The 26,734-nt window shown below is 71.7% G+C and carries 23 protein-coding genes; 19 read left to right on the forward strand and 4 right to left on the reverse strand.

Features of this window, described 5'->3' with window-relative positions; genetic code table 11:
- Positions 1-109: 109 nt before the first annotated feature.
- The 3 genes from ACX25U_RS26710 to ACX25U_RS26720 all read left to right on the forward strand — a co-directional run bounded on the left by ACX25U_RS26710 (position 110) and on the right by ACX25U_RS26720 (position 2,342).
- Positions 110-691, forward strand: a complete 582-nt coding sequence (locus ACX25U_RS26710; RefSeq protein ID WP_454383689.1) for an SAV_6107 family HEPN domain-containing protein — start codon at positions 110-112, stop codon at positions 689-691.
- Between the two features lie 207 nt (positions 692-898).
- Positions 899-1,669: a methyltransferase gene (locus tag ACX25U_RS26715; protein WP_454383690.1), complete on the forward strand. Its 771-nt coding sequence runs from the start codon at positions 899-901 to the stop codon at positions 1,667-1,669.
- A 280-nt stretch (positions 1,670-1,949) separates the two neighbouring features.
- Entirely contained in the window at positions 1,950-2,342 is a 393-nt protein-coding gene (locus ACX25U_RS26720; protein ID WP_454383691.1) for a DUF3040 domain-containing protein, read from the forward strand.
- Between the two features lie 99 nt (positions 2,343-2,441).
- Here the strand turns inward: ACX25U_RS26720 and ACX25U_RS26725 are convergent, their stop codons facing one another.
- The 4 genes from ACX25U_RS26725 to ACX25U_RS26740 form a co-directional block, all read right to left on the reverse strand.
- Positions 2,442-4,823: a transglutaminase TgpA family protein gene (locus ACX25U_RS26725; RefSeq protein ID WP_454383692.1), complete on the reverse strand. Its 2,382-nt coding sequence runs from the start codon at positions 4,821-4,823 to the stop codon at positions 2,442-2,444.
- 298 nt (positions 4,824-5,121) lie between these two features.
- Positions 5,122-6,495 (reverse strand): DUF58 domain-containing protein, encoded by a 1,374-nt coding sequence (locus ACX25U_RS26730; protein ID WP_454383693.1) that lies wholly within the window; start codon positions 6,493-6,495, stop codon positions 5,122-5,124.
- Positions 6,495-7,532: an AAA family ATPase gene (locus ACX25U_RS26735; protein ID WP_454383694.1), complete on the reverse strand. Its 1,038-nt coding sequence runs from the start codon at positions 7,530-7,532 to the stop codon at positions 6,495-6,497. Before ACX25U_RS26735 ends, ACX25U_RS26730 begins: the two co-directional genes overlap by 1 nt.
- A gap of 281 nt (positions 7,533-7,813) precedes the next feature.
- Entirely contained in the window at positions 7,814-8,359 is a 546-nt protein-coding gene (locus tag ACX25U_RS26740) for a beta-class carbonic anhydrase (RefSeq protein ID WP_454383695.1), read from the reverse strand.
- Positions 8,360-8,778: 419 nt separating this feature from the next.
- Here ACX25U_RS26740 and rsmH point away from each other — a divergent pair, with 419 nt between their 5' ends.
- The 16 genes from rsmH (at position 8,779) to ACX25U_RS26820 (ending at position 26,679) form a co-directional block, all read left to right on the forward strand.
- The gene (gene rsmH / locus ACX25U_RS26745; protein WP_454383697.1) at positions 8,779-9,735 is read left to right on the forward strand and encodes a 16S rRNA (cytosine(1402)-N(4))-methyltransferase RsmH; all 957 of its coding nucleotides are present in this window, start codon (positions 8,779-8,781) and stop codon (positions 9,733-9,735) included.
- Between the two features lie 13 nt (positions 9,736-9,748).
- On the forward strand, positions 9,749-10,267 hold the full coding sequence (locus ACX25U_RS26750) for a septum formation initiator family protein (protein WP_454383698.1): 519 nt from the start codon (positions 9,749-9,751) through the stop codon (positions 10,265-10,267).
- Between the two features lie 5 nt (positions 10,268-10,272).
- Positions 10,273-12,213: a peptidoglycan D,D-transpeptidase FtsI family protein gene (locus tag ACX25U_RS26755; protein WP_454383700.1), complete on the forward strand. Its 1,941-nt coding sequence runs from the start codon at positions 10,273-10,275 to the stop codon at positions 12,211-12,213.
- An 83-nt stretch (positions 12,214-12,296) separates the two neighbouring features.
- Positions 12,297-13,952, forward strand: a complete 1,656-nt coding sequence (locus ACX25U_RS26760; RefSeq protein ID WP_454383702.1) for a UDP-N-acetylmuramoyl-L-alanyl-D-glutamate--2,6-diaminopimelate ligase — start codon at positions 12,297-12,299, stop codon at positions 13,950-13,952.
- A gap of 74 nt (positions 13,953-14,026) precedes the next feature.
- Positions 14,027-15,442 (forward strand): UDP-N-acetylmuramoyl-tripeptide--D-alanyl-D-alanine ligase, encoded by a 1,416-nt coding sequence (locus ACX25U_RS26765; RefSeq protein WP_454383704.1) that lies wholly within the window; start codon positions 14,027-14,029, stop codon positions 15,440-15,442.
- Entirely contained in the window at positions 15,442-16,512 is a 1,071-nt protein-coding gene (gene mraY / locus ACX25U_RS26770; protein ID WP_454394523.1) for a phospho-N-acetylmuramoyl-pentapeptide-transferase, read from the forward strand. The genes ACX25U_RS26765 and mraY overlap by 1 nt, the downstream gene beginning before the upstream one ends.
- Positions 16,494-17,921 carry a UDP-N-acetylmuramoyl-L-alanine--D-glutamate ligase gene (murD, locus tag ACX25U_RS26775; protein ID WP_454383705.1) on the forward strand — a complete coding sequence of 476 codons (1,428 nt, stop codon included), beginning with the start codon at positions 16,494-16,496 and terminating at the stop codon, positions 17,919-17,921. The genes mraY and murD overlap by 19 nt, the downstream gene beginning before the upstream one ends.
- 96 nt (positions 17,922-18,017) lie before the next feature.
- The gene (gene ftsW, locus ACX25U_RS26780; protein ID WP_454383707.1) at positions 18,018-19,400 is read left to right on the forward strand and encodes a putative lipid II flippase FtsW; all 1,383 of its coding nucleotides are present in this window, start codon (positions 18,018-18,020) and stop codon (positions 19,398-19,400) included.
- 6 nt (positions 19,401-19,406) lie between these two features.
- Positions 19,407-20,495, forward strand: a complete 1,089-nt coding sequence (gene murG / locus ACX25U_RS26785) for an undecaprenyldiphospho-muramoylpentapeptide beta-N-acetylglucosaminyltransferase (protein ID WP_454383709.1) — start codon at positions 19,407-19,409, stop codon at positions 20,493-20,495.
- A gap of 34 nt (positions 20,496-20,529) precedes the next feature.
- Positions 20,530-21,324 (forward strand): cell division protein FtsQ/DivIB, encoded by a 795-nt coding sequence (locus ACX25U_RS26790; RefSeq protein ID WP_454383711.1) that lies wholly within the window; start codon positions 20,530-20,532, stop codon positions 21,322-21,324.
- 278 nt (positions 21,325-21,602) lie between these two features.
- Positions 21,603-22,823 (forward strand): cell division protein FtsZ, encoded by a 1,221-nt coding sequence (gene ftsZ, locus ACX25U_RS26795; RefSeq protein ID WP_454383713.1) that lies wholly within the window; start codon positions 21,603-21,605, stop codon positions 22,821-22,823.
- Positions 22,820-23,551: a peptidoglycan editing factor PgeF gene (pgeF, locus tag ACX25U_RS26800; protein ID WP_454383714.1), complete on the forward strand. Its 732-nt coding sequence runs from the start codon at positions 22,820-22,822 to the stop codon at positions 23,549-23,551. Before ftsZ ends, pgeF begins: the two co-directional genes overlap by 4 nt.
- 17 nt (positions 23,552-23,568) lie before the next feature.
- Complete coding sequence (locus tag ACX25U_RS26805) at positions 23,569-24,300, forward strand: YggS family pyridoxal phosphate-dependent enzyme (protein WP_454383716.1); 732 nt, start codon at positions 23,569-23,571, stop codon at positions 24,298-24,300.
- Between the two features lie 127 nt (positions 24,301-24,427).
- Complete coding sequence (locus ACX25U_RS26810) at positions 24,428-25,069, forward strand: cell division protein SepF (RefSeq protein ID WP_454383718.1); 642 nt, start codon at positions 24,428-24,430, stop codon at positions 25,067-25,069.
- A 61-nt stretch (positions 25,070-25,130) separates the two neighbouring features.
- Positions 25,131-25,421, forward strand: a complete 291-nt coding sequence (locus tag ACX25U_RS26815) for a YggT family protein (RefSeq protein WP_454383720.1) — start codon at positions 25,131-25,133, stop codon at positions 25,419-25,421.
- Positions 25,422-25,473: 52 nt separating this feature from the next.
- Positions 25,474-26,679 carry a DivIVA domain-containing protein gene (locus ACX25U_RS26820; RefSeq protein WP_454383722.1) on the forward strand — a complete coding sequence of 402 codons (1,206 nt, stop codon included), beginning with the start codon at positions 25,474-25,476 and terminating at the stop codon, positions 26,677-26,679.
- The last annotated feature ends 55 nt before the right edge of the window (positions 26,680-26,734 follow it).

A 26,734-nucleotide genomic window follows, 5' to 3' on the forward strand; every position in this document is an offset into this window, starting at 1 on the left:
GAACCTACGATCGAGGCAAAAGGCCAGGTCAGAACGGATTGTCAGTGCCATACCTCACGATGGGCACATACGGCACCCGTGCCGTCATTCAGACGACAGGAGGTTCGTCATGGCCAACTCGTCCGCAGCCGCCGCGCGTCGGCGCCGCGCCGCCGGCCCTGCCCCCTCACTGACCGGCCCGGCGAGCGACGTTCACCCCGTCCTGCGCCGGACCACGGCGCCGCCCGCCGCCCTCGACCTGCTCGCCCAGGCCCGCGCGGGCCTGGAGGAGGCCACGGTCCTGCAGACCCCGAACGAGCGGTACGCGACGGCCCACCTCGCCGCCCTGCGCACCGCCGCCGCCGTGCTCGCCGCGCGGGGGCGTCCGGAGCCCACCCCCCGACGGCGGGCACGCATCAGGAGCGCCTGGGAAGTGCTCCCCGAGATCGCGCCCGAACTCGCCGAGTGGAGCGCGCTGTTCGCCGCGGGTGCCGCGCGCCGCGCCCGGGCCGAGGCCGGCATCCGGGGCGCGGCCGGCCACCGCGACGCCGACGACCTGATACGCGACGTGGCGATGTTCATCCGCCTCGTCGAGCGCATACTCGTCCTCCAGCCGTCCCTGCCCCGGCCCCGCCAGGACACCGGCACGGCGGACGAGCCGGGCGCCTCCCGCCGCGGGGCCGGCCCACACGGGCTGCCGGACGCGGGCTGACAGGCGCAGGCCGCGCCCGTACGGCGGTTGCCGCCACGGCGGCGATCACGGCCGCGGGGGTCGGCGGAGCCGAGCGGCAGGGCGGGGGTGGGAGGCAATAGGGTGGAAGGCGCCTGAAGCCCTTCCCGCTCCCGTACCCCGGGCGGGAAGGGCGGACCGATCGCTCCGCCGCGCAAGAGGCGGTGCCGCGCCGAGGAGTCAACTGCCGTGTCGGACCCGATGCGCCCCCGCGCCTCTCTCCGTACCGCCGTGGTCTGGGAGGTCCTGCGGGACGCCCTGGACCGTCGGGTCAAGGCCGCGGGCCGGGAGTCCCTGGACGTCCTCGACACCGGCGGCGGCAGCGGCAACTTCGCCGTGCCCGTCGCCCGCCTCGGCCACCGGGTCACCGTCGTCGACCCCAGCCCCAACGCCCTGTTCGCGCTGGAGCGCCGCGCCGCCGAGGCCGGCGTGGCAGACCGGGTACGGGGCGTGCAGGGCGACGCCCACGGCCTCTTCGACGTGGTCGAGCGCGGCGGCTACGACGTCGTGCTGTGCCACGGCGTCCTGGAGTACGTCGACGACGCCGCCGAGGGCGTGCGCAATGCGGTCGCCGCCCTGCGCGCCGAGGGCGTCCTCAGCCTGCTCGCCGCCGGGCTCGGCGGCGCCGTGCTCGCCCGCGCCCTGGCCGGCCACTTCAAGGAGGCCAGGCGGGCGCTCGACGACCCCCACGGACGCTGGGGCGAGGGCGACCCGGTGCCGCGCCGCTTCACCGCCGAGCAGCTCACCGCCCTCGTGGAGGGCGCGGGGCTGACCGTCGCCTCGGTGCACGGCGTACGGGTCTTCGCCGACCTGGTGCCCGGCGTGCTCGTGGACACCGAACCCGGAGCGCTGGACGCCCTGCTGAAACTGGAGGAGGCGGCGGCCGAGCTGCCCGCGTTCCACTCGGTGGCCACGCAGCTGCACGTACTCGGCGAGACCCGGGGCGCCGCCGGGGCCTGAGCCGGCCCCCCGGGCGCGGGCCGCCGGTCGCCGTCCCGCCGGGCATGGAGTGCGCCACAGGCCCCCCGGACGACGGCTTTGCCCCGTATGATCGAGGGAGACCGCCCGGCATGACGGGCCGGCTGCCGGGGAATGACAGCCTCAGCGAGCCGGGTCCGGCATGGTGGGTTCCGGTTGGCCAATTGGCGCAGAGGGGCGGGTTTCACGGGGGCGATTCCCTGCCTATCCTGAAGGGACCCCCCGGGTCGTCCCCCGGCGACTGCACAATGAGGAGGACTCCGTGCCGCTCTCGGAGCACGAGCAGCGCATGCTCGAGCAGATGGAGCGAGCGCTGTACGCAGAAGATCCCAAGTTCGCGTCGGCGCTCGAGGGAAGCGGGCTGCGTACGTACACCCGGCGGCGGGTCTACCAGGCGGTCGTGGGCTTCCTCGTAGGTATCGCGCTTCTCATGGCAGGAATGGTCGCCCAGCAGATCTGGGTCAGCGTGGTGGGCTTCCTGGTCATGCTGGGCTGCGCCGTGCTGGCCGTGACCGGCTGGCGCAAGGCCCCCAAGCCGGGCGAGCAGGCCGCCGGCGGCCCGCACGCCCGCCGCCAGGCCCGGCCGAAGCGCTCCATGATGGACCGCATCGAGCAGCGCTGGCAGCGCCGCCGCGACGAGCAGGGCGGCCGCTAGCCCGCCGACCACCCTTGGTTGTGGTGAGGGGGTGACCACCGACGGTGGTCACCCCCTCACGCACGCCCGGAGAACCCCTCCGGCGCCGCCCCGGCCGTCTCAGCCCCGCTGCCCCGACGGCCCGCGCAGGGTCGGCCGGGCGGCGGCGAGGCGGGAGCGGAAGGCGGTCCACCGGGCCGAGGCCGACCAGGCCAGGCGCGCGGTCGAGCGGGGAGCGAGCGCGGCCCGCAGTCGGGTGCCGCGGGACACCGTGCCCCGCAAGGCCCCGGTGACCTGACGGACGTCCTCGGCGAGCCCCGCCACCGGGCGCGGGCTCGGCGCGTACAGGACCTGCTCCACGGCGTCCGCCAGACGGTGCACCGAGGCCGCGGCCGCCGGGTCGAGGTGCCCGAGGCGCACGATCCGGGCGGCGGCCTTGCGCGGAGTCTGCGACTCGTCCGGCGGGATCCCGAAATCCCAGGCTGTATCCGTCAGTTCCTGCCAGACCCCCAGGATGTGCGGCGCCGCGTCCGCCTCGCCGCGCCCGTGCGCGCCCAGCCGGACGGAGCGCATCCGCCTGCGCCACAGCAGCGGTGACAGCGGCAGGGCGACGACCACCAGGCCGCCGAGCGCCCACCCCAGGACCGCGTACCACTTCGGACCGCCGCCGTCGGAGGGCAGCACGGCCTGCGCGGACGGGCCCCCGCACTCCTGCAGCCGCCTCAGCTCCGGCGGGCAGCTCTGGTTCGCCGAGGGCGCGGCGGAGGGCGCCGTGCTCGCGTCCTGGGACGGCACCGCGGGTTCCGGCAGGCTGGTGCCCGGCGTCTCCGGCTGGGTGTACGACGGCACGGTACCGCGCGTCGGCGTCGGCTCGAACCGGGCCCAGCCGACGCCCTCGAAGTACAGCTCGGGCCAGGCGTGCGCGTCCTTCAGACCCACCGCCACCGTGCCGTCGCCCTGCGGGGTGCCGGGCGCGAAGCCCACCGCGACCCGGGCCGGTATGCCCAGCGTGCGGGCCATCGCCGCCATCGCGAAGGAGAAGTGCACGCAGAAGCCCTGCTTGTCCTTCAGGAACCGCGAGATGGCCTGCGGCCCGCTGCCCGTGTCGACCTGGGTGTCGTACTGGAAGCCGCCGTCGACGGCGAACCAGTCCTGCAGCTTGACCGCCTGCTCGTAGTGGTTCGACGCGCCCTCGGTGATCCGGCGCGCGGTCCTCGCGACATCCGCCGGCAGCGACTTGGGCACCTTGGTGTACTCGCGCTTCAGGGACGGCGACGGGTCCGGCGCGGTCGCGAGCTGCTCCGCCGTCGGCTGCACCTGAAGGCTCTTCACCTGGTAGGTCAGTCCGCGGGTGTTCTGCCCGTGGTCGCCGACGAGGGTCATTCCCACGGGTTCGTAGCGCCAACTGCCCTTGATGCGCACGCCGCTCGGCGGATACGGCATCGGCAGCCAGTCCTGGGCGTACCAGTCGGCCGCCGCGATGGTCGTGGTGATCTCCCTGCGCTTGACGTCGCCGTCCAGGCCGGTCGGGGCGGGGAACTGGTCGGGCACGCCGACGATGTGCCGCTGGGACGGCTTCCAAGTGGTGCCGTCGAAGTCGTCCAGGGACACGATCCGCAAGTACAGGTTCGAGGTGTCGGACGTGTCCGTGCGCAGGCTCATGGCCGTGCGGTCCTCGTCGACGTTCAGGCTGTCGCGCAGCGACACCAGCGGATTCACCGCAGAGATCGTGCCGCCGTTGCCGCCTCGCCCGCCGACTCCGGTGCCGGTGGCGTCCAGCAGTCCGCCCCGCATGGACGGCAGGGCGAGCGGCACGACCAGGGCGATGCCCAGGGCGAGCGCGCCGATCCGGCGCCCGGTGCGCACCGGCGCGACCGCGCCGGCTTCTCCGCCCCCCGGGCGCGGCGCCCCGGCGAACACCCGCCCCCACTGCGAGAGCCGGTCCCGGCCCTCGGCCAGCAGCAGCATCAGATAGCCGGCGGCGGCGACCAGGAACCACAGCCAGTCGGCGCCGCCCTCGGACAGGCCCGCGGCCACGGAGTACAGGGCGAGCAGCGGCAGGCCCGCGGGGGCCGCGCTGCGGAACGTCACCGCGAGGGTGTCCACGATCAGCCCGATCAGCAGCACGCCGCCGACGAGCATCAGCCGGATGCCGTCGGTCAGCGGCGCCGGGATGGCATACCGGCCGACGTCGTCCGCGCCCTGCCGCAGCAGCTCCGCCAGGTGACGGAAGGCCTCCGGGCCGGGGACCAGCCCGGCGAAGGCCTGCACCCGGGCGAAGACCAGGGTCAGCAGCATCAGCGTGACCAGGGCCTGCGCCGCCACGGTCAGCGGCCGCGCCAGCGGTACCCGCCGGGCCACCGCGCCGACGCCCGACTGCACCGCCAGCATCAGCGCGACCTGCACGATCCACGTCGCGGGCGAAACCAGCGGCAGCAGCGCGCACGCCGCCATCAACGTGGCCGCCGCGGCACACAACGCCAACCGCGCCCGCCCGCTCATACCCACCCCTCCCGCTCCCCCGTACAGCTCACGCCCACCGGCCCCCTGCCGAGCCGCCCACACCACTCGCCCGGGACGCCCCGCTCCGCCCCTGCCGGCCGCCTGCCCGGTTCGTGGCCTCGCGTGGGGCGTGCGTGCGGGACGGCCCGGTCGGTTGTGTCGCGCGGGCCCGTGTCCGCCGGCCGCCTGCCCGGTTCGTGGTGTCGCTCACGGCCCTCGTGCGGGGCGTTTCTTCCTCGTGGGTGGCCGCCGGGCCGGTCACGCCATTCGCCCAGGACGGGCCGGGCCCTCGTGGCGTTCATGACCATCCCTCGCCCAGGCCCGTGCCGCTCGTCGTGCCGATGGTCGTGCGGTCGTGGTCCGCCCGGCGCCATACCTCGTCCAGTGCCGCGCCCCGGGGCACGCCGATGGCCGTCCAGCCGGCCTCGCGCAGGAGGCGCAGGCGTTCCTCGGTGGGGTCGGCCGGGGCGGGGGCGTCGGTCGGTTCGCGTGACCAGGTGTGGCTGGACAGGACGAAGGCGACCGCCGCGCCGCTGCGCCGGCACATCCTGGCGGCCACCGCGGCCTGGGCCTCGTCCAGGTCGCCGAGGAAGGCGACCAGCAGCCCCTCCTTGCCGCGGCGCAGCACGTCGTAGGCGCGGGACAGGCCCGCCCCGTCCGAGTGGTCGACCACGGCGAGGGTGTCCATCATCAGTCCGGCCGCGTCCGCCGACTCCTGGCCGGTGCCCGCGAAACCGTCGGAGGCCTCGCCGGGCACGGAACTGCCGGTGTCGGTCAGCAGCCGGACCGAGAAACCCCGCTCCAGCATGTGCACCAGGACGGAGGCCGCGCCGGACACCGCCCACTCGAAGGCCGAGTCGGGGCCGGCGCCCCGGTGGGCGAGTTCCCGGGTGTCGAGCAGCACCGTGCAGCGGGCGCGCTGCGGCTGCTCCTCGCGGCGCACCATCAGCTCGCCGTAGCGAGCGGTGGAGCGCCAGTGCACGCGGCGCAGGTCGTCGCCGTAGCGGTACCCGCGTGGGATGACGTCGTCCTCGCCGGCCAGCGCCAGCGAGCGCTGCCGCCCGTCGCCGTACCCCTTGGCCTCGCCGGTCAGCCGCACCGGCGCCAGCGGCTCCACGCGCGGCACGACGGTGAGGGTGTCGTACGTCGAGAAGGACCGGGTCAGTTCGCACATCCCGAACGGGTCGGTCAGGCGCAGCTGCAGCGGGCCCAGCGGATAGCGGCCCCGCAGGTCGGAGCGGACCCGGTAGGACACCTCGCGGCGCCCGCCCGGCTCTACCCGGTCGAGCACGAAGCGGGGCCGCGGCCCGAGCACGTACGGCACCCGGTCCTGGAGCATCAGCAGACCCGTGGGCAGCCGGGAGACGTTGTCCATGCGCAGGTGCACGCGGGCCTCGCTGCCGGCGGGCACGCGCGCGGGGGAGAGCCGGCGGCTGCCGGCCACCCGGTAGCGCGTGCGGTAGAGCACGGTCGCGCAGACCAGCGGCAGGACGGCGAGCAGCAGGCCGACCCGCAGCAGGTCGGGCTGGCCGAGGACGTAGGCGCACAGGGCGGCGGCGACCCCGGCTGCCAGGAAGGAGCGCCCTCGGGTGGTCAGGCCGGCCAGCGCGGTGCGCACGCCGCCCCGCTCCCTCTGGTCGTCCTCCGCGTGCGCGGCCCCCGCGTGGGTCATCACAGCCTCCGCGGCGTCTGCCGGCCGTACGCCGGCGTGCCGTGGCCCAGGCCGAAGCCGCCGGACTGCTGGGGTCCGGCGGGCACCGGGGTGTTCTGCAGGATCTCCTGGACGACCTGTTCGGAGGTGCGGCGGTTGAGCTGGGCCTGGGCGGTGGGCAGCAGCCGGTGGGCCAGGACGGCCGCGGCGAGCGCCTGGACGTCGTCCGGCAGCGCGTACTCCCGGCCGCTCAGGGCGGCGGACGCCTTCGCCGCGCGCAGCAGGTGCAGCGTCGCGCGCGGCGAGGCGCCGAGTCTGAGGTCCGGGTGGGTGCGGGTGGCGGCGACCAGGTCCACCGCGTACCGCCGCACCGTCTCGGCGACGTGCACGCCGCGCACCGCCTCGATCAGCTTGACGATCTCGTGCGCGTGCGCGACCGGCTGGAGGTCGTCCAGGGGGTTCACCCCGCCGTGCACGTCCAGCATCTGCAACTCGGCGTCCGGGCTCGGGTAACCGATGGACACCCGGGCCATGAAGCGGTCGCGCTGAGCCTCGGGCAGTGGGTAGGTGCCCTCCATCTCGACCGGGTTCTGCGTGGCCACCACCATGAACGGGGTGGGCAGTTCGTAGGTCTGCCCGTCGATGGTGACCTGACGCTCCTCCATGGACTCCAGCAGCGCCGACTGGGTCTTGGGCGAGGCGCGGTTGATCTCGTCGCCGATCACGATCTGCGCGAAGATGGCGCCCGGCTTGAACTCGAAGTCCCGGCGCTGCTGGTCCCAGATGGACACGCCGGTGATGTCCGACGGCAGCAGGTCGGGCGTGAACTGGATGCGCCGCACCGAACAGTCGATGGACCGTGCCAGCGCCTTGGCGAGCATCGTCTTGCCCACCCCGGGGACGTCCTCGATCAGAAGATGCCCCTCGGCGAGCAGTACGGTCAGCGAAAGCCGTACGACCTCGGGCTTGCCCTCGATCACTCCTTCCACCGAACTGCGGATCCGCTCCACGGTGGAGGTCAGATCAGTGAGGCTCGCTCGCTCGTCATAGGTCGTCACCCGGCCCTCCTCGGCCCTTCCCCAAGCCCTCTGCCGAGCAGGGGATACCCCAACTTTCCGGGCCGACGCTCTGCTGTGCGGTCCGGCCCACCCCGAATCACGGCCGTCACACGGAAAGGTCCTGCAAGGTTCCGCGTGCGGCCACACCCCGCATTCTTGCCGCCGTTACCGATTCGTGTCACTCGCCTGTGGACAACTGGCCGCGATATGTCGGGTCTTACGGCCTTTCGTTGGTGACGGCGGCATGACGCGTACCGGATCGCCGGCGCGCGCGGTGGTGTTCAGGCGGGGTCGATCTCGCGCAGCAGGCCCGTCCTGACGTCGAAGACGAAGCCGCGCACGTCGTCGGTGTGCAGCAGGAACGGCGAGGTGCGCACGCGCTGCATCGACTGCCGTACGTCCTGGTCGACGTCCCGGAAGGCCTCCACGGCCCAGGCCGGACGCTGCCCGACCTCCATCTCCAGGTCGTGCCGGAATTCCTCGGTGATTGATTCCAGGCCACAGTTGGTGTGGTGGATGAGCACGACGCTGCGGGTGCCGAGGGCGCGCTGGCTGATGGTCAGCGAGCGGATGACGTCGTCGGTGACCACGCCGCCCGCGTTGCGGATGGTGTGGCAGTCGCCGAGCTCCAGGCCGAGCGCGGCGTGCAGGTCGAGTCGGGCGTCCATGCAGGCCACGACCGCGACGCGCAGCACGGGCCGGGCGTCCATCCCCGGGTCGGCGAACGCGGCGGCATAGCGCTGGTTGGCCTCCGTGAGGCGGTCGGTGACCGTTTCTGCCGTTATGGCGTCCTCGGATCCGGGGGGAATCGATGCGGATGTCGTCATACTCATGACGTTACTGGCCGTGCCCGCTCCGGTCCTGTTATGAGAGTGGACAAAGAACCCCATCGTGGCTTGTTGTGAGCGACCCCACACAGATGGCAAACAGTATCCGTACGGGTGAATCTTTTCGAATTCGGGTGTCACGGGCACTCCGTCGGGCGACGCGCAGGCCGGTTGATTGACCGCGAGACAGGGTGGACTAAAGTGACGCGAAGCGGGAGGCGTGGCCCTCCCTGCTGGACTGCATTTCCCAAGGCCCCGGCCTGAGCACCGGCGGCCCGACACGTGCGCGGCGCGTACGTACGGCTCGGCCTCCTCCCGCTTCCGGCCGGCCGACGCTTCCGGCGCCGGCAGGCTTCTCGTATCTGAGCGGCGGGGGACCCGGCGGTGCGTGCGGGACGCGCCGGACCTGAGAGGGCCCCTTGAGCGACAGCCGACATGTCCCCGTGATGCTCCAGCGGTGCCTGGACCTGCTGGCGCCCGCCCTTCAGGGGCCGGGAGCGGTGGTCGTCGACTGCACCCTCGGCCTCGGCGGGCACAGCGAGGCACTGCTCACCCGCTTTCCCGGTGTACGGCTCGTGGCCCTGGACCGGGACAAGGAGGCGCTGCGGCTGTCCGGCGAGCGGCTGGCCCCCTTCGGTGAGCGGGCCACCCTGGTGCACGCCGTCTACGACGAGCTGCCCGGCGTGCTCGACCGGCTGGGCATCGCGCGTGTGCAGGGCGTCCTGTTCGACCTCGGGGTCTCCTCCATGCAACTCGACGAGGCCGGACGCGGCTTCGCCTACGCCCAGGACGCGCCCCTGGACATGCGCATGGACCAGAGCGCCGGCATCAGCGCCGCCGAGGTCCTCAACACCTACCCGGCCGGTGAACTGGTCCGCATTCTTCGGGCGTACGGCGAGGAGAAGCAGGCCAAGCGGATCGTGGCCGCGATCGTGCGCGAGCGTGAGAAGGAGCCGTTCACCAACAGTGCCCGGCTGGTGGAGCTCATCCGTGACGCGCTGCCGCAGGCCGCCAGGCGCACCGGCGGCAACCCGGCCAAGCGCACGTTCCAGGCGCTGCGCATCGAGGTCAACGGCGAACTCGCCGTCCTGGAACGGGCGATCCCGGCCGCGGTGAAGACACTCGAGGTCGGCGGTCGGATCGCCGTACTGTCGTACCACTCGCTCGAAGACCGTCTGGTCAAGCAGGTGTTGGCGGCCGGCGCCGCGTCGAGTGCGCCTCCCGGGCTCCCGGTCGTGCCCGAGCGCTACCAGCCCCGGCTCAAGCTGCTCACGCGCGGTGCCGAACTTCCCACCGAGGAGGAGATCGCCGAGAACCGGCGGGCGGCACCGGCCCGGCTGCGCGGCGCCGAGCGCATCAGGGAGGACGTCGAGTGAGGCAGGGGGACAGTTGAGCAGGAAACCCGAACTGAGAGGGCGTGCCGCCCGGCTCGCCCGGCTCCTCCCGGCGAACCGCAGCCAGGCCGCCCGCATGCCCTTCGTCCTCCTCGTCGTGCTCCTGCTCGGCGGGGGCCTCATCGGGCTGCTGATGCTGAACTCCGCGCTCAGCGAAGGCGCGTTCCAGCGGGAGGACCTGCAGAAGGACACCAAGAACCTCACCGACGAGGAACAGGCCCTGCAGCGGGACATCGACGCCTACTCCGCCCCGGACGCCCTCCAGCGCCGCGCCCGAGAACTCGGCATGGTCCCCGGCGGCGACCCCGCCTTCCTGGCCCCCGGCGGCACGGTCAAGGGCGCCCCCTCACCCGCCCCCGAACAATCCCCCTACGCCGACGTACCGGCAGTGCTGCGCCCGCCCGAGCTCCTCACGACCGAGCCGTACCCCACGCCCGGCACACCCACGGAAACCACACCGCCCACCACCGCGACCACGCCCCAGCCCTCCGCGTCCCCGACCCCCGGCAGGTGACGGAAGTGTCCGACAGGCAGACTCCGCGGCGTCGTGTGCCCGGGCCCGCTGGGGCCGTCCGGGCGGGTGGTCGGCAGCGGGCCGGGGGCGGTGGTCGGGCGGTTCGGCGGCCGGCGGCCGGGCGGATCCGGCTCGGCAGTCCTCGGCCGCGGTTGCGGCTGGTCGGGTTCGCGCTGGCTCTGGTGCTGCTCGTCTTCGCCGTGCGGCTGCTGCAGGTGCAGGCCGTCGACGCGAGCGCGTATGCCGCCAAGGCCGACGAGAACCGGTACGTCGTGCACACGCTGGCCGCCGAGCGGGGCGGTATCACCGACCGCAACGGGGTCGCGCTGGCGGCCAGTGTGGACGCCGACGACATCACCGCCGACCCCACGATGTTCACCCGGGATCAGCTGAGGATCGGCGACGGGCCCGAGCAGGCGGCCGCCCTCCTCGCCCCGATCCTCGGCCAGGACCAGGCCGTGATCGCCAAGAAGCTCCGTACCCCGAACACCCGGTACGTGCTGCTCGCCCGCCGCCAGACCCCCCAGGTCTGGAAGCAGATCAAGGACCTGAAGACCGCGCTCGCGAAGAAGGCGCAGGCGGACAGGACCAAGACCACCGTCAATGTCCTGGCCGGTGTCTTCTCCGACCCCAGCAGCAAGCGCGTGTATCCCAACGGCGACCTCGCCGCCGGGATACTGGGCTGGGTCAACGCCGAGGGCAAGGGCGGCGGCGGTCTCGAGCAGCAGCTGAACGAGCAGCTGGCCGGCAAGCCGGGCAAGATCCGTTACGCCCAGTCCGGCGGCCGCGAGGTGCCCACCGTCGGCTCCACCGAGACGCCCGCGGTGCCCGGCTCCGACGTGGAGCTCACCATCGACCGCGACATCCAGTGGGCCGCCCAGAACGCCATCACCGAGCAGGTGGAGAAGTCCGGGGCGGACCGCGGCTACGTCATCGTGCAGGACACCCGCACCGGCGAGATCCTCGCCATGGCCAATTCCCCCGGCTTCGACCCGGGCGACCTGTCCCACGCCGACCCCGCCGCCCTCGGCAACGCCGCCGTCCAGGACGCCTTCGAGCCCGGCTCCACCGCCAAGGTCATGTCCATGGCCGCCGTACTGGAGGAGAACGCGGCCACACCGCTCACCCACGTCGTCGTACCCAACCGGCTGCACCGCGGCGACCGGCTCTTCCAGGACGACATCGACCACGAGACCTGGTACCTCACGCTGAACGGCGTGCTCGCCAAGTCCAGCAACATCGGCACCATCCTGGCCACCGGCCAGCTCGGGAAGACCCAGCAGGAGGCCAACAAGGTCCTCCACTCCTACCTGCGCAAGTTCGGCATCGGCGAACCGACCGGTCTCGGCTTCCCCGGCGAGACCAAGGGCATCCTCGCCCCGGCCGACAAGTGGTCCACCTCGCAGCAGTACACGATCCCTTTCGGCCAGGGCGTCTCCATCAACGCCCTGCAGGCCGCGTCCGTCTACTCGACCATCGCCAACGGCGGGGTCCGCATCCAGCCGACCCTGGTGCGCGGCACCAAGGGCGCCGACGGCCGCTTCACGCCGGCCCCCGAGCCCGCGAAGACGCGGGTCGTGAGCGAGAAGACGGCCAAGGAACTCGCACAGATGCTGGAGTCCGTGGTGGACGACGAGCAGGGCACCGGCGTCAAGGCGCGCATCCCCGGCTACCGCGTCGCGGGCAAGACCGGTACGGCCAACCGCGTGGATCCGGCCACCGGCAGATACCGCGGCTACACGTCCTCCTTCGCCGGGTTCGCCCCCGCCGACAACCCCCGTGTCACCGTCTACTGCGCGATCCAGAACGCCACCAAGGGCAGCTACTTCGGCGGCCAGATCTGCGGCCCGGTCTACAAGCAGGTCATGGGGTTCGCGCTGAAGACACTCCAGGTACCGCCGACCGGGGCCAAGCCCGCGAGCCTGCCCGTCGCCTTCAACCCGTGACCGGCGCCCACCGCTCCCGCACACCCTCCACACGCACCTTTCACGCCCGGCATCACCCGAACGGAACAACCAGGAACCAGCCCGTGACAACGATCACTCCCGGCCCCGGCAACAGCCCCCCGCCCCGGCCCTCACTTCGCTCCGAAGCAGGTATGCCGGGTACGCTCACGGCCGTGCCACACGCTGATCAGTCCCAGACCACCGAGACGGGCGCTTCCGTGACGTACCCGGGACCGCCGCGACCGGCCCGGGTCTCCGCCACACCCCTCGCGGAGCTCGCCGGCCAGCTGGAGGTCACCGCCCCGGACGGCGCGGCCGAGGTCACGGGCATCACCCATGACTCGCGCGCCGTGCGCCCCGGTGACCTGTACGCCGCCCTGCCCGGCGCCCGCGCGCACGGCGCCGACTTCGTCACCCAGGCGGCGAGCCTGGGCGCGGCCGCCGTGCTCACCGACCCGTTCGGCGCCGAGCGCGCCGCCGCGACCGGCCTGCCGGTCCTGGTCGTGGACGACCCGCGCGGGCGGATGGGCGAGCTGGCGGCCACGATCTACGGCCGGCCGGGCCGCGACCTGCTCCAGATCGGCATCACCGGCACCTCCGGCAAGACCACCACCGCCTACCTCGTCGAGGGCGGCCTGAAGACCGTGAAGTCCACCGGACTGATCGGCACGGTCGAGACGCGCATCGGTGAGGAGCGCATCAAGTCCGAGCGCACCACCCCCGAAGCCACCGACCTCCAGGCCCTGTTCGCGGTCATGCGCGAGCGCGGCGTCGAGGCGGTCGCCATGGAGGTCTCCAGCCACGCCCTGGTGCTCGGCCGGGTCGACGGCTGCGTCTTCGACATCGGCGTCTTCACCAACCTCAGCCCGGAGCACATGGAGTTCCACTCCGACATGGAGGACTACTTCCGGGCCAAGGCACAGCTGTTCACACCCGAGCGCAGCCGGCTCGGCGTGATCAACCACGACGACGAGTACGGGCGCCGGCTCGTCAAGGAGGCCACCGTCCCGGTCGTCACCTTCTCGGCCGAGGGCCACCCGGACGCCGACTGGCGCGCCGAGGACGTCCAGGTCGGCCCGGTCGACTCCACGTTCACCGTGATCGGCCCCGAGGGCCGGCGGATCGCCGCCCGCTCGCCGCTGCCGGGCCCGTTCAACGTGGCCAACACCCTCGCCGCCGTCGTGGCGCTGGCCGCCGCGGGCCTCGACCCACAGGCCGCCGCCGACGGCATCGCCGCCGTACCGGGCGTGCCGGGCCGCCTGGAGCGCGTGGACGCCGGTCAGCCGTACCTCGCGGTCGTCGACTACGCGCACAAGACGGACGCCGTCGAGTCGGTCCTCAGAGCCCTGCGCAAGGTCACCAGGGGCCGGCTGCACCTCGTGCTCGGCTGCGGCGGGGACCGCGACCGGACCAAGCGCGCGCCGATGGGCGCCGCCGCGGCCCGGCTCGCCGACACCACCGTACTGACCTCCGACAACCCCCGCTCCGAGGACCCTCTCGCCATCCTCGCCACTATGCTCGAGGGCGCCGCCTCGGTGCCCGCGCACGAGCGCGGCGAGGTGCTCCTGTTCGAGGACCGGGCCGCCGCCATCGCCGCCGCCGTCGGCCGGGCCCGGCCCGGCGACACCGTGCTGGTCGCCGGCAAGGGCCACGAGCAGGGCCAGGACATCGCCGGAGTGGTCCGTCCCTTCGACGACCGCCAGGTGCTTCGCGAAGCCATCCAGAACCACCAGGGATGAACATCCGCCACGACCCGGGGACGAGAATCCCGAAGGCCCGGGGATGAAAATCCAGAAGACCAGGGGATGAACTTGTGATCGCCCTCTCCCTCGCCGAGATCGCAGAAGTCGTCGGCGGGCAGACGCACGACATACCGGATCCGTCCGTGAAGGTCACCGGACCCGTCGTCCGGGACTCCCGCGAGGCGGTGCCCGGCAGCCTCTTCGTCGCCTTCGTCGGCGAGCGCGTGGACGGCCACGACTTCGCCGCCGCCGTCGTGGAGGCGGGCGCGGCCGCCGTACTGGCGTCCCGGCCCGTCGGCGTGCCCGCGATCGTGGTCGAGGACGTGCAGGCCGCCCTCGGCGCCCTCGCCCGCCATGTCGTACGCCGGCTCGGCGCGACCCTCGTGGCGCTGACCGGCTCCGCGGGCAAGACCAGCACCAAGGACCTCATCGCCCAGGTGCTCGGGCGCAAGGCGCCGACCGTGTTCACGCCCGGCTCGCTCAACAACGAGATCGGGCTGCCGCTGACCGCGCTGAGCGCCACCGAGGAGACGAGATTCCTCGTGCTGGAGATGGGCGCCCGCGGCATCGGTCACATCCGCTACCTCACCGAACTGACCCCGCCGAAGGTGGGCGTCGTGCTCAACGTCGGCAGCGCCCACATCGGCGAGTTCGGCGGTCGCGAGCAGATCGCCCGGGCGAAGGGCGAGTTGGTGGAGAGCCTGCCCCCCGCCGAGGAGGGCGGCGCCGCCATCCTCAACGCCGACGACCCCTTGGTACGGGCCATGGCCTCCCGTACGAAGGCGAAGGTGATCCTTTTCGGAGAGTCCGGCGAAGCGGACGTACGCGCCGAGAACGTGAGACTCACGGACAGCGGACAGCCCGCCTTCAGACTTCACACACCCTCCGGTGCATGCGATGTGACCATGCGCCTGTACGGTGAGCACCACGTGTCGAACGCGCTCGCCGCGGCCGCCGTCGCCCATGAGCTGGGCATGTCCGCGGAAGAGATCGCCACCGCGCTCTCCGAGGCGGGCTCCCTCTCCCGCTGGCGGATGGAGGTCACCGAGCGCCCGGACGGCGTGACCGTCGTCAACGACGCCTACAACGCCAACCCGGAGTCCATGCGGGCCGCCCTGCGCGCGCTCGTGGCGATGGGCCGGGGACGGCGGACCTGGGCGGTGCTCGGCAAGATGGCCGAGCTCGGGGACGAGGCGCTCGCCGAGCACGACGCGGTCGGACGGCTCGCCGTCCGGCTCAACGTCAGCAAGCTCGTCGCGGTCGGGGGCAGGGAAGCGTCCTGGCTGCAACTGGGCGCATATAACGAGGGTTCGTGGGGTGAGGAGTCGGTGCACGTGTCCGACGCACAGGCGGCGATCGACCTGTTGCGCAGCGAGTTGCGCCCGGGGGACGTCGTGCTCGTGAAGGCGTCCCGTTCGGTCGGTCTGGAGGGTGTCGCCCAGGCGCTGCTCGAGACCGGTGCCGAGGGTGAGGTCGCCGCCCGATGATGAAGCAGATCCTGTTCGCAGGTGTCATTGGCCTCTTCCTGACCCTGATCGGCACCCCGCTGCTGATCAAGCTCCTGGCCCGCAAGGGCTACGGCCAGTACATCCGCGACGACGGCCCGCGCGAGCACGCCAGCAAGCGCGGTACGCCGACCATGGGCGGCATCGCCTTCATCCTGGCGACGGTCGCCGCGTACTTCCTGTCGAAGGTGATCACGGGCAAGCCCCCGACCTACTCGGGTCTGCTGGTGCTGGGCCTGATGGTCGGCATGGGTCTGGTCGGCTTCCTCGACGACTACATCAAGATCGTCAAGCGCCGTTCGCTGGGTCTGCGCGCCAAGGCGAAGATGGCCGGCCAGCTGATCGTCGGCATCGCCTTCGCGGTGCTCTCACTGCAGTTCGCGGACAACCGCGGCAACACCCCCGCCTCCACCAAGCTGTCGTTCATCACCGACTTCGGCTGGACGATCGGCCCGGTGCTGTTCGTGGTCTGGGCGCTGTTCATGATCCTCGCGATGTCGAACGGCGTGAACCTCACCGACGGTCTGGACGGTCTGGCCACCGGTGCCTCCGTGCTCGTCTTCGGTGCCTACACGTTCATCGGCGTCTGGCAGTACCAGGAGTCCTGCGCCAACGCGATGACCCTGACCAACCCGGGCGCCTGTTACGAGGTGCGCGATCCGCTCGACCTCGCGGTCGTGTCCTCCGCGCTGATGGGCGCCTGCCTCGGCTTCCTGTGGTGGAACACCTCGCCCGCCAAGATCTTCATGGGCGACACCGGCTCGCTCGCGCTCGGCGGTGTGCTCGCGGGCCTGGCGATCTGCTCGCGCACCGAGCTGCTGCTCGCGCTGCTGGGCGGCCTGTTCGTCCTCATCACCATGTCGGTGGTCATCCAGGTCGGCTCCTTCCGGCTCACCGGCAAGCGCGTCTTCAGGATGGCGCCACTCCAGCACCACTTCGAACTCAAGGGCTGGTCCGAAGTGCTCGTCGTGGTCCGTTTCTGGATCATTCAGGGCATCTGTGTCATTGTCGGACTCGGTATCTTCTACGCGGGATGGGCAGCGGACAAGTGACCGACTGGCAGGGGAAGAACGTCACCGTCGCCGGACTCGGCGTCTCAGGGGTCCCGGCGGCCAAGGTCCTGCACGGGCTCGGCGCGAAGGTCACCGTCGTCAACGACGGCGACGACGAGCGGGCCCGGGCGCAGGCCGCCGAGCTGGAGGCCCTGGGCGTCGCCGTGCGCCTCGGTGACGGGGACACCCTGCCCGACGGCACCGAGCTGATCGTCACCGCGCCCGGCTGGAAGCCGGACAAGCCGCTGTTCCGCGCCGCCGAGCGGGCCGGCGTCCCCGTCTGGGGCGACGTCGAACTCGCCTGGCGACTGCGCGGCCGGGACGGCAGAGAAGCAGCCCCCTGGCTCGCGGTGACGGGCACCAACGGCAAGACCACGACCGTGCAGATGCTCGCCTCCATCCTGAAGGCGGCGGGCCTGCGCACGGCGGCCGTCGGCAACATCGGCGTCTCGCTCCTCGACGCGGTGCTCGGCGAGGAGCGGTACGACGTGCTCGCCGTCGAACTCTCCAGCTACCAGCTGCACTGGGCGCCCTCCCTGCGCGCCCACTCCGCCGCCGTCCTCAACCTCGCCCCGGACCACCTCGACTGGCACGGCTCGATGGAGGCCTACGCCGCCGACAAGGGCCGTGTCTACGAGGGCAATCGCGTCGCCTGCGTCTACAACGCCGCCGACAAGGCCACCGAGGACCTGGTGCGCGAGGCGGACGTCGAGGAGGGCTGCCGGGCCATCGGCTTCACCCTCGGCACGCCCGGCCCCTCCCAACTCGGCGTGGTGGACGGCATCCTGGTCGACCGCGCCTTCGTCGAGAACCGGCAGAAGAACGCCCAGGAGCTCGCCGAGGTCTCCGACGTCAACCCGCCCGCCCCGCACAACATCGCCAACGCCCTTGCCGCGGCGGCCCTCGCGCGCGCCTACGGCGTGCCGGCGAAGGCGGTCCGGGACGGCCTGCGGGCCTTCACTCCCGACGCCCACCGCATCGCGCACGTGGCCGACGTGGACGGCGTGGCCTACGTCGACGACTCCAAGGCCACCAACACCCACGCCGCCGAGGCCTCGTTGGCGGCATATGAGTCGATCGTATGGATCGCGGGCGGCCTGGCGAAGGGCGCGGCCTTCGACGAACTGGTCACGGGAGCGGCGAAGCGGCTGCGCGGCGTCGTCCTCATCGGTGCCGACCGCGCCCTGATCCGCGACGCCCTCGCGCGACACGCCCCGGAAGTACCCGTCGTCGACCTCGACCGGACCGACACTGGGGCGATGCTCCAGGCCGTCCAGGAGGCGCGGCGGCTCGCACGGCCCGGCGACACGGTACTGCTGGCCCCGGCCTGCGCCTCCATGGACATGTTCGCCAACTACAACAGGCGCGGCGAGGCGTTCGCGAAGGCCGTGTCCGGACTCGGCGCCTGACCCCGGCCGCCTGCGCTGCCGGGCGACCTCGGGAGGGAGGCGTGGGACCCGTGAGCCGAGCCGGACTTGCGCGGCCGACGTACAGCGGAGGCTCAGATGCCCGGTAGCCCCGGCAGCCGCACCGGCCGCCCGCCCGTGCAGCGGACCGTCAAGCGGCCCGCCGCCGCCCGGCCGGCACGCGAGAACCCCCTGCGGAACATGATCGTCCACGCGCGCAGGGCCTGGGACCGGCCGCTCACCGCCTACTACCTGATCCTCGGCGGCAGTCTGCTGATCACCGTGCTGGGTCTGGTGATGGTCTACTCGGCCTCCCAGATCACCGCGCTGCAGAAGGCGCTGCCGGGCTCGTACTTCTTCCGCAAGCAGCTGCTCGCCGCCGTGATCGGCACCGGGCTGCTGCTGGCCGCCGCCCGGATGCCGGTCAAGCTGCACCGGGCGCTGGCCTACCCGATCCTGGCCGGCGCGGTGTTCCTGATGGCGCTGGTGCAGGTGCCGGGGATAGGGATGGCGGTCAACGGCAACCAGAACTGGATCTCGCTGGGCGGCTCCTTCCAGATCCAGCCCAGCGAGATCGGCAAGCTGGCACTGGTGCTGTGGGGCGCCGACCTGATCGCGCGCAAACAGGACAAGCGGCTGCTGACCCAGTGGAAGCACATGCTGGTGCCGCTCGTCCCGGTCGCCTTCATGCTGCTCGGCCTGATCATGCTGGGCGGCGACATGGGTACGGCGATCATCCTCACCGCGATCCTGTTCGGCCTGCTGTGGCTGGCGGGCGCGCCCACCCGGCTGTTCGTGGGCGTGCTGTCGTTCGCCGCCGTGATCGGCGCCACCCTGATCCAGACCAGCCCCAACCGGCTCGTCCGGTTCGCCTGCGTCGGCTCCACCGACGCGGACAAGTGCTGGCAGGCGGTGCACGGCATCTACGCCCTCGCCTCCGGCGGGCTGTTCGGTTCCGGGCTCGGTGCCGGCGTGGAGAAATGGGGGCAACTCCCCGAAGCCCACACCGACTTCATCTTCGCCGTCACCGGTGAGGAGCTGGGCCTGGCGGGCACGTTGTCCGTGCTCGCCCTGTTCGCGGCTCTAGGCTATGCGGGCATCCGCGTGGCCGGACGCACGGAGGACCCCTTCGTGAGATACGCCGCGGGAGGCGTGACCACCTGGATCACCGCACAGGCGGTGATCAACATCGGTGCGGTGCTCGGTCTGCTGCCGATCGCCGGCGTCCCGCTCCCGCTGTTCTCCTACGGAGGTTCCGCCCTGCTGCCGACCATGTTCGCCATCGGGCTGCTGATCGCCTTCGCGCGTGACGAGCCCGCTGCGCGGGCGGCGCTTGCCATGCGGCAACCTCGCTTTGGTAGAAAGCGGGCAGGAGGCTTGGCGTCCGGCCGGAAACACGACCGCGCATCCGGTCGCGAGCCTCGGAGATGGAACACGATGCGACGGCGTGCCTCGGCGGCGCGTTCGTCCGGAGAGCGGTGAATTTCGGTGCATGTCGTACTCGCCGGCGGAGGTACCGCGGGCCACATCGAGCCCGCGCTCGCCCTCGCGGACGCCCTGCGCAGGCAGGACCCGACCGTGGGGATCACGGCCCTGGGCACGGAGCGCGGCCTGGAGACCCGGCTCGTGCCCGAGCGGGGCTACGAGCTCGCGCTGATCCCGGCGGTGCCGCTGCCGCGCAAGCCCACCCCCGAGCTGATCACCGTCCCGGGCCGGCTGCGCGGCACGATCAAGGCGGCCGAGCAGATCCTGGAGCGCACCAAGGCCGACGCCGTGGTCGGCTTCGGCGGCTACGTCGCCCTGCCCGGCTACCTGGCCGCCAAGCGGCTCGGCGTGCCCATCGTCATCCACGAGGCCAACGCCCGCCCGGGCCTGGCCAACAAGATCGGCTCGCGCTACGCCGCCCAGGTCGCCGTCTCCACCCCGGACAGCAAGCTGCGGGGGGCCCGTTACATCGGTATCCCGCTGCGCCGCGCCATCGCCACCCTGGACCGGGCGGCCGTGCGCCCCGAGGCCCGCGCGGCGTTCGGACTCGACCCGAACCTGCCCACGCTGCTGGTCTCCGGCGGCTCGCAGGGCGCCCGCCGGCTCAACGAGGTCGTCCAGCAGGCCGCGCCCCGGCTCCAGCAGGCGGGCATCCAGATCCTGCACGCGGTCGGACCGAAGAACGAACTGCCGCAGGTGCAGCAGATGCCGGGAATGCCCCCCTACATCCCGGTAAGTTACCTTGATCGTATGGACCTCGCGTACGCCGCGGCCGACATGATGCTCTGCCGCGCCGGTGCGATGACCGTCGCCGAACTCTCCGCCGTCGGACTTCCGGCCGCCTACGTCCCGCTGCCCATCGGCAACGGCGAACAGCGGCTGAACGCCCAGCCGGTGGTCAAGGCCGGCGGCGGGCTGCTGGTCGACGACGCGGAACTCACCCCGGAGTGGGTGCAGCAGAACGTCCTGCCCGTGCTCGCCGATCCGCACCGGCTGTACCAGATGTCCCGCGCCGCCGGCGAGTTCGGCCGTCGGGACGCCGACGAGCTGCTCGTCGGCATGGTGTACGAGGCGATCGCCTCGCGCCATTAGGACCTGGACCGTATGCACGAAAGGGCTTGAGAGCGTGGCCGGACCGACCACCGCCGAACGCGGTGAACGCCAGCAGGAGTCGTCCGGCCCGCCTCGGATCCGCCGGTTCGGACGGATGCGCCCTCGTACGATCGTCATTCTTTCGCTGGCCGTGCTGCTCCTCAACGCCGGTTCGCTGTGGATGCTGTACGGCTCCGAGTGGACGCACGTGAAGCGCGTGTCCGTCTCCGGGACACGGGTCCTGACGCCGGAGGAGGTGCGCGCCGCCGCGAAGGTGCGGCTGGAAAGCCCGTTGATTTCCGTCGACACCGACACGGTCGCGGCTCGACTGCGCCGCGAGTTGCCCCGAATCGACTCGGTTGACGTCGAGCGCTCATGGCCCGACGGAATCGAACTGAAAGTGATCGAGCGCACTCCGGTCATGGTGGAGGAAAAGGGCGGAAAATTCGTCGAAGTGGACCGTGACGGTGCCCGGTTCGCCACGGTTTCCCAGGCGCCGAAAGGCGTACCCGTCCTGGAATTGTCGCTTTCCCGGTCGAGCTCGGCGGCGGCGAGCCTGCGGCGGTTCGGCGAGAGCCGGCTCGTGCGCGAGGCGGTCACGGTCGCCGGGCAGATTCCGGCCGCGGTCGCACGCGAGACGAGGGTCGTCAAGGTCCGTACCTACGACGACATCTCGCTGGAGTTGAGCGACGGGCGCACCGTCGCCTGGGGGAGCGGCGAGAGCGGCCGCCTGAAGGCCCGCGCGCTCACCGCGCTGATGAAAGCGGCGCCCGGGGCCCGGCACTTCGACGTCAGGGTTCCCACCGCCCCGGCATCATCAGGGAGTTGACGGGTATCCGTGCAGGTCGGCCCCCTGGTTGGGCAGCGCTATGCCTGATCACATAGGGTGAAAAGAAAAACGGGAGGTTCGGCGTGTTCGTTGAACGGGCGCCACTTGTCGACTTAGTGTCCTGTTCCGAAGACTTCAGGGAGCAGGCACACTGGTAACCCTAAACTTCAGGGTTAGGGTTCGGGTCGGCGTTCGGACCGTCCCATTCGGCATCAGTCGTCGGTTCGCGGCAAGGCCGTGAGGCGGCGACACGTAACTCGAGGCGAGAGGCCTTCGACGTGGCAGCACCGCAGAACTACCTCGCAGTCATCAAAGTCATCGGTGTCGGCGGCGGTGGTGTCAATGCCATCAACCGGATGATCGAGGTCGGTCTCAAGGGCGTCGAGTTCATCGCCATCAACACCGACGCGCAGGCGCTGTTGATGAGCGACGCCGACGTCAAGCTCGACGTCGGCCGCGAACTCACCCGCGGACTCGGCGCCGGAGCCAACCCGGCCGTCGGCCGCAAGGCCGCCGAGGATCACCGCGAGGAGATCGAGGAGGTCCTCAAGGGGGCCGACATGGTCTTCGTGACGGCCGGTGAAGGCGGCGGCACCGGCACCGGCGGGGCACCCGTCGTGGCCAACATCGCGCGCTCGCTCGGTGCCCTCACCATCGGCGTGGTCACGCGCCCGTTCACCTTCGAGGGACGGCGCCGCGCCAACCAGGCCGAGGACGGCATCGCCGAACTCCGCGAAGAGGTCGACACCCTCATCGTCATCCCCAACGACCGGCTGCTGTCCATCTCGGACCGCCAGGTCAGCGTGCTCGACGCGTTCAAGTCCGCGGACCAGGTGCTGCTGTCCGGTGTACAGGGCATCACCGACCTGATCACCACCCCCGGCCTGATCAACCTCGACTTCGCCGATGTGAAGTCGGTCATGTCCGAGGCCGGTTCGGCCCTGATGGGCATCGGCTCGGCCCGCGGCGACGACCGCGCGGTGGCCGCCGCCGAGATGGCGATCTCCTCGCCGCTCCTGGAGGCCTCCATCGACGGCGCCCGGGGCGTGCTGCTGTCCATCTCCGGCGGCAGCGACCTCGGCCTGTTCGAGATCAACGAGGCCGCCCAGCTGGTCAGCGAGGCCGCGCACCCCGAGGCCAACATCATCTTCGGCGCGGTCATCGACGACGCCCTCGGCGACGAGGTCCGGGTCACCGTGATCGCGGCCGGGTTCGACGGCGGTCAGCCGCCGGCCCGCCGGGACAACGTCCTCGGCTCGACCTCCTCCTCTTCCCCGTCCCCGGCCCGCCGCGAGGAGCCGGCCCCGGTACGGCAGCCGGAGAGCCGTCCGACCTTCGGCTCGCTGGGCAGCGTGACGCCGAAGGAGGACCCGGAGCCCGTCGCCCCGGAGCCGGTGCGCGACCTGCCGCCCGCCGCCCCGCCGGTCACGCCGTCGCCGCGGCCCACCTACACGGACAGCGCGGCCGAGGAACTGGACGTACCGGACTTCCTCAAGTGATAGGACAGCACGACACCGTGAACGGCGCGCACTTCGCCTTCACCGACCGGTGGGGTGGGGTGAGCGCCGTTCCGTACGAGGAGCTCAACCTCGGCGGCGCGGTGGGCGACGCCCCCGACGCCGTACGCACCAACCGGGAACTGGCCGCCAAGTCCCTCGGGCTGGAGTCGGCCAGGGTGGTCTGGATGAACCAGGTGCACGGCGCGGACGTGGCGGTGGTGGACGGTCCGTGGGGAGCCGCGGCGGACATCCCGTCCGTCGACGCGGTCGTGACCGGGCGGCGGGGGCTCGCCCTTGCCGTACTGACCGCCGACTGCGTGCCGGTGCTGCTGGCCGACCCGGTGGCCGGGGTGGTCGCCGCGGCCCACGCCGGACGGCCCGGCATGATGGCCGGGGTGGTCCCCGCCGCCGTACGCGCCATGGCCGGACTCGGCGCCGAACCGGCCCGGATCGTCGCCCGCACCGGACCCGCCGTGTGCGGCCGCTGCTACGAGGTGCCCGAGGCGATGCGCGCGGAGGTGGCCGCCGTCGAGCCGGCGGCGCACGCCGAGACGAGTTGGGGCACTCCGGCCGTCGACGTGAGCGCCGGGGTGCACGCGCAACTGGCGCGCCTCGGGGTGCACGACCGGCAGCAGTCGCCGGTGTGCACGCGGGAGTCGGGGGACCACTTCTCGTACCGCCGCGACCGCACCACCGGTCGGCTCGCGGGCTATGTCTGGCTGGACTGATGGGGCACGACGGACGCATGACGGACCACAGGGACGACCGCAGGGACGAACTCGCCGCGAATCTGGCGAAGGTGGAGCGGCGCATCGCCGCCGCGTGCGCTGGAGCGGGCCGGCCGCGTGAAGAGGTGACCCTGATCGTGGTCACCAAGACCTACCCGGCCGCGGATGTGCGGATCCTGTCGGAACTCGGTGTGCGTCATGTGGCCGAGAACCGGGACCAGGAGGCGGCACCCAAGGCCGCCGAGTGCGCGGATCTGCCTCTGACTTGGCATTTTGTTGGTCAACTTCAGACCAACAAGGTGCGATCCGTGGTTGGTTATGCCGATGTCGTGCAGTCCGTCGACCGTTCCCGGCTGGTCACGGCGCTGTCGAAGGAGGCCGTACGGGCGGGGCGCGAGCTGGGCTGCCTCATCCAGGTCGCGCTGGACGCGGGAGAGGGCGGACGGGGGGAGCGGGGAGGCGTGGCGCCGGGCGGAATCGAAGAGTTGGCCGACCTCGTCGCCCGGTCCGAGGGACTGCGGCTCGACGGGCTGATGACCGTCGCCCCGCTGACCGGCGAGTACGCCGGCCGTCAACAGGCGGCGTTCGAGCGGCTCATGGATTTGTCGACCGACCTGCGCGGCGCCCATCCGGCTGCCACCATGGTCTCGGCAGGGATGAGCGGGGACCTCGAGCAGGCCGTGGCGGCCGGGGCGACACATGTACGCGTCGGCACCGCGGTACTCGGAGTCCGCCCCAGGCTCGGGTAACGTCGCCAGGAAGTCGGACCACAGCAGAAAATATGGTCAATACCGCCGAACACGGCGCAACGACCTCGTGGATCGCGGGCACTTGGCGGTCGTCAGCGGATCCACCACAGAGCGGAGGACTCAGAGCATGGCCGGCGCGATGCGCAAGATGGCGGTCTACCTCGGCCTCGTGGAGGACGATGGGTACGACGGCCGGGGATTCGACCCCGATGACGACTTCGAGCCCGAGCTGGACCCGGAGCCCGAACGGGACCGCCGACGGCACGAGCCGTCGCACCAGTCGCATGGAGCACATCAGCCTCAAAGGGATGAATCGGTACGAGTGGTGCAGCCTCCGGCGCCGCGCGAACCGGTGTCCCACTCCGCTTCGCTCCCGGCGGAATCCGGGCGTCCGGCGCGCATCGCGCCCGTGGCATCCATCACACAAGAACGCGCAAGCCTGGAGAAGAACGCACCGGTGATCATGCCCAAGGTCGTGTCGGAACGTGAGCCGTACCGGATCACCACACTTCACCCCCGGACCTACAACGAGGCCCGTACCATCGGGGAACACTTCCGTGAGGGCACTCCGGTGATCATGAATCTGACTGAGATGGATGACACGGACGCGAAGCGACTTGTCGACTTCGCGGCTGGTTTGGTGTTTGGTCTTCACGGCAGTATCGAGCGGGTGACGCAGAAGGTGTTCCTGTTGTCGCCTGCTAACGTCGATGTCACGGCGGAGGACAAGGCCCGCATCGCAGAGGGCGGGTTCTTCAACCAGAGCTGAGACGCACTACCGCAACACTGGCAAGAACTGGCACGGAACAGGGGAGAGGGAAGCACCGATCATGGGTGTGTTTCTGGACGTGATCCACATCGCGCTGATGTGCTTCCTCATCGTGCTCATCTTCCGGTTGGTCATGGACTATGTGTTCCAGTTCGCCCGCTCATGGCAACCCGGCAAGGCGATGGTGGTCGTTCTGGAGGCCACCTACACTGTCACCGATCCACCGCTGAAGCTTCTGCGGCGGTTCATCCCGCCGCTGCGTCTCGGGGGCGTGGCGCTAGACCTGTCCTTCTTCGTCCTGATGATCATCGTCTACATCCTCATCTCCGTCGTGGGGGGCCTGCCGAGGTGACTGTGGACGATACGGTCTTGCCGACTGCCGATGACTACGTTGAGGTGAAGAGATGCCGTTGACCCCCGAGGACGTGCGGAACAAGCAGTTCACGACCGTCCGCCTCCGAGAAGGCTATGACGAGGACGAGGTCGATGCCTTCCTCGACGAGGTCGAAGCCGAGCTGACCCGCCTGCTCCGCGAGAACGAGGACCTGCGCGCCAAACTGGCCGCGGCCACGCGTGCCGCTGCCCAGAACCAGCAGAACATGCGCAAGCCTCCGGAGGACCAGCAGCATCCGCAGCATCCGCAGCATCCGCAGCAGCAGGGCATGCGAGGGCCGGGCGCTCCGGTGCCCGCCGGGATATCGGGCCCACCGCAGCAGCAGATGGGCGGCCCCATGGGTGGTCCGCCCCAGCTGCCGAGCGGTGCCCCGCAGCTGCCCGCCGGCCCGGGCGGTCAGGGTCCCCAGGGTCCCGGTCCGATGGGTCAGGGTCCCGGTCCGATGGGCGGCCCGGGTCCGATGCAGGGCCAGGGTCCCGGTCCGATGGGCGGCCCGGGTCCGATGCAGGGCCAGGGTCCCGGTCCGATGGGCGGCCCCGGTCCGATGCAGGGCATGGGCCCCGGCCCGATGGGCGGCCCCGGTCCCATGGGTGGTCCCGGTCCGATGGGTCAGGGCCCCGGTGGCGACAGCGCCGCGCGCGTTCTGTCGCTGGCTCAGCAGACCGCCGACCAGGCGATCGCCGAGGCGCGTTCCGAGGCCAACAAGATCGTGGGCGAGGCCCGTTCGCGTGCGGAGGGTCTGGAGCGTGACGCCCGTGCCAAGGCCGACGCGCTGGAGCGGGACGCGCAGGAGAAGCACCGTGTGGCGATGGGCTCCCTGGAGTCCGCTCGCGCCACGCTGGAGCGCAAGGTCGAGGATCTGCGGGGCTTCGAGCGCGAGTACCGTACGCGGCTGAAGTCGTACCTGGAGTCTCAGCTGCGTCAGCTGGAGACCCAGTCCGACGACTCGCTGGCCCCGCCGCGGACGCCGGCGACCGCGTCGCTGCCGCCGTCTCCGGCGCCCTCCATGGCTCCGGCCGGCGCGAGCGCCCCGTCGTACGGCGGCAACCAGTCGATGGGCGGGCCGAGCCCGTCCGGGCCGTCCTACGGTGGGCAGCAGCAGATGTCTCCGGCGATGACCCAGCCGATGGCGCCGGTGCGCCCGCAGGGGCCGTCGCCGATGGGGCAGGCGCCCTCGCCGATGCGGGGCTTCCTGATCGACGAGGACGACAACTGAGCGGCCCATGACGGGTTCTGTGTGACGAGGTAGGCATCGGCAGCCTGTGAGAACG

This window comes from Streptomyces sp. JNUCC 63 (assembly GCF_054366325.1).

Bases quoted from the DNA above. Each gene is read 5' to 3' on its own strand.
- ACX25U_RS26710 (WP_454383689.1), top strand. From the start codon at position 110: ATGGCCAACTCGTCCGCAGCCGCCGCGCGTCGGCGCCGCGCCGCCGGC.
- ACX25U_RS26740 (WP_454383695.1), bottom strand. From the start codon at position 8,359: ATGACGACATCCGCATCGATTCCCCCCGGATCCGAGGACGCCATAACG.
- ftsW (WP_454383707.1), top strand. From the start codon at position 18,018: ATGCCCGGTAGCCCCGGCAGCCGCACCGGCCGCCCGCCCGTGCAGCGG.
- ACX25U_RS26815 (WP_454383720.1), top strand. From the start codon at position 25,131: ATGGGTGTGTTTCTGGACGTGATCCACATCGCGCTGATGTGCTTCCTC.
- mraY (WP_454394523.1), top strand. From the start codon at position 15,442: ATGAAGCAGATCCTGTTCGCAGGTGTCATTGGCCTCTTCCTGACCCTG.
- ACX25U_RS26820 (WP_454383722.1), top strand. From the start codon at position 25,474: ATGCCGTTGACCCCCGAGGACGTGCGGAACAAGCAGTTCACGACCGTC.
- ACX25U_RS26725 (WP_454383692.1), bottom strand. From the start codon at position 4,823: ATGAGCGGGCGGGCGCGGTTGGCGTTGTGTGCCGCGGCGGCCACGTTG.
- murD (WP_454383705.1), top strand. From the start codon at position 16,494: ATGGGCAGCGGACAAGTGACCGACTGGCAGGGGAAGAACGTCACCGTC.
- ACX25U_RS26805 (WP_454383716.1), top strand. From the start codon at position 23,569: ATGACGGACCACAGGGACGACCGCAGGGACGAACTCGCCGCGAATCTG.
- ACX25U_RS26730 (WP_454383693.1), bottom strand. From the start codon at position 6,495: ATGACCCACGCGGGGGCCGCGCACGCGGAGGACGACCAGAGGGAGCGG.
- ACX25U_RS26810 (WP_454383718.1), top strand. From the start codon at position 24,428: ATGGCCGGCGCGATGCGCAAGATGGCGGTCTACCTCGGCCTCGTGGAG.